The sequence below is a fragment of the Pelomicrobium sp. genome, assembly GCF_036803785.1.
GTDB lineage: Bacteria > Pseudomonadota > Gammaproteobacteria > Burkholderiales > UBA6910 > Pelomicrobium.
On sequence record NZ_DAIRTR010000192.1, the window covers coordinates 1 to 4159 of the forward strand.

The 4159-nt window shown below is 62.3% G+C and carries 5 protein-coding genes; 1 reads left to right on the top strand and 4 read right to left on the bottom strand.

Annotated features, from left to right (window positions below):
* Positions 1–640: 640 nt before the first annotated feature.
* The 3 genes from rfbA to V7Q81_RS14970 are packed head-to-tail and all read right to left on the bottom strand — an operon-like array spanning position 641 to position 2225.
* Positions 641–1516: a glucose-1-phosphate thymidylyltransferase RfbA gene (rfbA, locus tag V7Q81_RS14960; RefSeq protein ID WP_333844886.1), complete on the bottom strand. Its 876-nt coding sequence runs from the start codon at positions 1514–1516 to the stop codon at positions 641–643.
* The gene (locus tag V7Q81_RS14965; protein ID WP_333844889.1) at positions 1513–1968 is read right to left on the bottom strand and encodes a type II toxin-antitoxin system VapC family toxin; all 456 of its coding nucleotides are present in this window, start codon (positions 1966–1968) and stop codon (positions 1513–1515) included. The genes rfbA and V7Q81_RS14965 overlap by 4 nt, the downstream gene beginning before the upstream one ends.
* On the bottom strand, positions 1965–2225 hold the full coding sequence (locus V7Q81_RS14970; protein WP_333844892.1) for a type II toxin-antitoxin system Phd/YefM family antitoxin: 261 nt from the start codon (positions 2223–2225) through the stop codon (positions 1965–1967). Before V7Q81_RS14970 ends, V7Q81_RS14965 begins: the two co-directional genes overlap by 4 nt.
* A gap of 302 nt (positions 2226–2527) precedes the next feature.
* Between V7Q81_RS14970 and V7Q81_RS14975 the strand changes: the two genes are divergently transcribed.
* Positions 2528–3202: a protein-L-isoaspartate(D-aspartate) O-methyltransferase gene (locus tag V7Q81_RS14975; protein ID WP_333844895.1), complete on the top strand. Its 675-nt coding sequence runs from the start codon at positions 2528–2530 to the stop codon at positions 3200–3202.
* Between the two features lie 33 nt (positions 3203–3235).
* On the opposite strand, the gene rfbB is transcribed toward V7Q81_RS14975, so the two are convergent.
* Positions 3236–4159: dTDP-glucose 4,6-dehydratase (gene rfbB / locus V7Q81_RS14980; RefSeq protein WP_333844898.1), on the bottom strand; the 924-nt coding region annotated here is incomplete at its 5' end.

Below are 4159 nucleotides of genomic sequence, written 5' to 3' on the forward strand. Positions count from 1 at the left end.
GTGACTCAGTGGGGGGTGGAGGCCATCGCTTTTGGGGGTGAACGCACTGGTTCGGGCTGAGCGTTTGTCTTCGGTTCAGCGCTGTCCGCTGTCGAATCAGAGGAGTGATCGCCGCACAAAACGCAGAAAAATCGGCCAGGTTTTCCTGCCGCACCTCGTGGATTCGGTCGTGATGACTTTTCCGCCCATACGAACAGGCATATTCCTGAATCCGGCCGCGCGCTGCAGCCGGGCCGCAAGCTCACTTGGGTTCGCGGGCGACGTCCGCAGCCAATTGCTCGAAAATACGGATACGTGCATGGGTCGGGATCTCATGGTATCTGCCGTCGTTTCGCGGTGGGGCAGTCGACGGGCATTCGCACGAAAATTATGACACATCAAGTGCTTCATTGCGTTGCAGTCACGCCAGGCGCACCGATGGGATGTCGGGGACACCAGAACGATAGGGTGTGTTGAGCGCGGCGGACGCCCCGATCGGGGGATGCACAGGTCTCCGGAGCGGTGCGCTGAAGCGCACCCTACGGCTTGCTAGGGATTGACTCGCAACGGTATGCACGGTGCGCAAGGCGCACCCGACGGCTCGCGCGCATGAGCTGCAGCGGTGAGCGAAAACCCTCCCGCGCGCGGAATAGGCGCCTTGTCAGAAGACCTGTTCGTTGAGGATGCGCAGCAAGTACTGGCCGTAGCCATTCTTGGCCAAAGGCTTGGCGAGCGCTTCGAGCTGCTCTGCGCTGATGTAGCCCAAACGGTAGGCGATTTCCTCCGGACAGGCGATCTTGAGGCCCTGGCGGCGCTCGATGGTCTCGATGAAGTGGGCGGCCTCCAGCATGGATTCGTGGGTGCCGGTGTCGAGCCAGGCATAGCCCCGACCCATGACCACCACTTCCAGCTGCCCCTGCTCCAGGTAATGCTTGTTGACGTCGGTGATCTCCAGTTCGCCGCGGGCCGAGGGTTTGAGGGAAGCGGCGATGTCCAGCACCTGGTTGTCGTAGAAATAGAGACCAGTTACCGCGTAGCGGGAACGGGGCTGCTTGGGTTTTTCCTCCAGGCTCAGCACCCGCCCCTGGTCGTCGAACTCCACCACGCCGTAGCGCTGCGGGTCCTGAACCGGGTAAGCGAAGACCGTGGCGCCGCTCGTCCTGCAGGCGGCTTTCTGCACCAGCGCGGCGAGATCGTGTCCGTAGAAGATGTTGTCGCCCAGGACCAGGGCGCAGGCATCCCGCCCCACGAAATCGCGCCCGATGACGAATGCTTGGGCCAGCCCTTCCGGGGCCGGCTGCACCGCGTAGGAAAAGTTCATGCCCCATTGGGCGCCGGAGCCCAGCAAGTCGCGAAATCGAGGCGTGTCCTGGGGGGTGGAGATCACCAGCACGTCCCGGATGCCCGCCAGCATGAGGGTGCTGAGCGGATAATAGACCATGGGCTTGTCGTAGATCGGGAGCAACTGCTTGGAGACTACGTGGGTCACCGGATAGAGGCGCGTGCCGGAGCCCCCCGCGAGGATGATGCCTTTCATGGTCGATGGTCCATTCGAGTGATTCTAGGCTCGAGGCCAATTACCCTCAAGCCTTCCCGCGAGGCGGCAGCGTTCAGGGCCCCATCGAAGGAACTGAACCCGACCTCGTTGCCCTTGGCCTGCTGACGAATGGCCAGCGCAGCTTCCAGGTGTATTGCATCGAAGGCGCGCAGGGCGTGCTTGATCGCCAGGGCACCGGCTGCGGCCTCGTTGAGATCGAGCACGGCAAAATGTTGCCAGTCTCTCTCCAGCGCTCGGATCATTTCCCTGAACTCTTTGCGGGAGAAGCTTTTTTCCCGGAGCCTGCGTCCAAAGGCCGCCATCGCTTCCGTGTAGGCCACGCGGGACGTGGCGACCACGTCCACGCTTTCGACCAGGTCTCTTACACGACCGGAGTCGGATTCCTCTACGTAAAGCTTGACCAGGCTGCTGGTATCCAGATAAGCGATCATCGACGGTCTTCTATCACCGCCTCGGCGACCGTCTTGTTCCGCGCTTTGATGCCTTTCACGCCCGCGGGCTTGCCCCCCGCCCAACGCAGTCTGCCCGCTTCCGCCAGCGCCTTCAGCGCTTGACGCTCGCCGCTGAGTGGCCCGAGTTCGGCGACCTCCTTGCCGCGATCCGTGATGATGACCCGCTCCCCTTGACGGGCCCTCATGATATACGCGCTTAGATGTCCCTTGAGCTCCTTGATTCCCACGATCCTCATGGCGTGTCCTCTTTCTAGCAACAAAGGTGACCACTCATTTATCTTACAAGTAGACACCTCAACGGGCAATGGCGAGCTATCGGCCCAAGCCGCCATTGGGGGTCATGAGAATGGGCCCCTGACCGTCTCCGGTTCGACTCTTGGCTGCGCATCCGCATGGGACCCGATTTAGCTGCTGCCAGCCGATAGCCCGGGCCGGCTCGCGGCGGTGACGAAGACCTCCCGGGGGCCGGCAAAATGGCCTAATCTGGGAAGAGGGAATCTTTCGCCCGGCCGATTTTCTAACGTTTCGGTGTCGGACCATGAGCGCCGAGGACTTCGCTGCCTTGCGCCAGCAGATGCTGGTGGATATCGCCGCCCATACCTTCTTTTCGAGGGAGCGGATCGGCAAGGACGTCCTTGACGGGCGCGTGATGGAGGTCATGGGCAAGGTGCCACGGCACGAGTTCGTGCCGTTCGAGCTCAAGCCCTTTGCCTATATTGACCGGCCTCTTCCCATCGGTTTTGACAAGACGATCTCCCAGCCCTTCATCGTCGCCCTGATGACCGATCTGCTCGAGCTCCGAGAAGAAGACAGCGTGCTCGAGATCGGTACCGGGCTCGGCTACCAGGCGGCGGTGCTCGCCGAACTGGCACGCAAAGTGTACAGCGTGGAGATCATCGAAGAACTCGCCACTCAAGCCGCGCAGCGGCTGCAACGGGCGGGATATACCAACGTGGAGATCAAGGTCGGCAACGGCTACTACGGCTGGCCGGAAAAAGGGCCGTTCGACAAGATGATCGTGACGGCCGCGCCTGAGCTGATTCCGCCACCCCTGATCGACCAGCTCAAGCCCAGCGGCCGCATGGTGATCCCCGCGGGGCTCCCCGATAGCCAACAGCTCATGGTGGTGGAGAAAAGCGCTGCCGGCAAGGTCAGCACTCAGGAGATTCTGCAAGTCCGCTTTGGACAGCTCGAGGGCGCCCCAGATTTCTGATGCAGCCGGCGTCAGCCGCGCTCCTTTCTTGCGTCAGCGGCCGCCGTAGTTGCGCTCGATCCAGCGCCGATACGCTCCGGTGGTCACCCCATCGACCCAGTCCCGGTGCGTGATGTACCAGTCGATGGTCTTGCGGATGCCAGTCTCGAAGGTCTCTTTGGGCGCCCAGCCCAACTCGTCTCGGATCTTGCGAATGTCCATGGCATAGCGCCGGTCGTGTCCGGGACGGTCCTTGACGTACTTGATGAGGGCTGAATGGGGCCGGCGCGAAGGATGCAGCTCGTCCAGAACCGCACAGATAGCCTTCACCACTTCGATATTGGTTTTCTCGCATTCGCCCCCGATGTTGTAGGTCTCGCCTACGCGACCCGCCTCCAGCACCTGGCGGATGGCCGCGCAGTGGTCCTCCACGTACAGCCAGTCGCGCACGTTAAGCCCGTCCCCGTAGACGGGCAGAGGCTGTCCGGTGAGCCCGTTCAGGATCATGAGGGGGATGAGCTTTTCCGGAAACTGGTATGGGCCGTAGTTGTTGGAGCAATTGGTGGTGAGGGTGGGCAAGCCGTAGGTATGGTGATAGGCGCGCACCAGGTGATCGGAGGCGGCCTTGGAGGCCGAGTACGGGCTGTTGGGAGCGTAGGGGGTTGTCTCTGAGAAAGGAGAATCCTCGGGCCCCAGGGAGCCATACACTTCGTCGGTGGAGACATGGAGGAAACGAAACGCATCCTGCTCGCCGGCGGGGAGGCGCTCCCAATAGGCACGCGCTTCGTCGAGCAGCCGGAAGGTGCCGACCACGTTGGTCTGGATGAAGTCCTCGGGCCCGTGGATGGAACGGTCCACGTGGCTCTCGGCTGCGAAGTGCACGATGGCGCGGGGGTGGTACTTGTCGAGCAACTCGCTCACCAGTCGCTGATCGGCGATGTCGCCCCGCACGAAGACGTGCCGGGGATCGTCCGCCAC

Bases quoted from the DNA above. Each gene is read 5' to 3' on its own strand.
- rfbA (WP_333844886.1), bottom strand. From the start codon at position 1,516: ATGAAAGGCATCATCCTCGCGGGGGGCTCCGGCACGCGCCTCTATCCG.
- V7Q81_RS14975 (WP_333844895.1), top strand. From the start codon at position 2,528: ATGAGCGCCGAGGACTTCGCTGCCTTGCGCCAGCAGATGCTGGTGGAT.
- V7Q81_RS14970 (WP_333844892.1), bottom strand. From the start codon at position 2,225: ATGAGGATCGTGGGAATCAAGGAGCTCAAGGGACATCTAAGCGCGTAT.
- V7Q81_RS14965 (WP_333844889.1), bottom strand. From the start codon at position 1,968: ATGATCGCTTATCTGGATACCAGCAGCCTGGTCAAGCTTTACGTAGAG.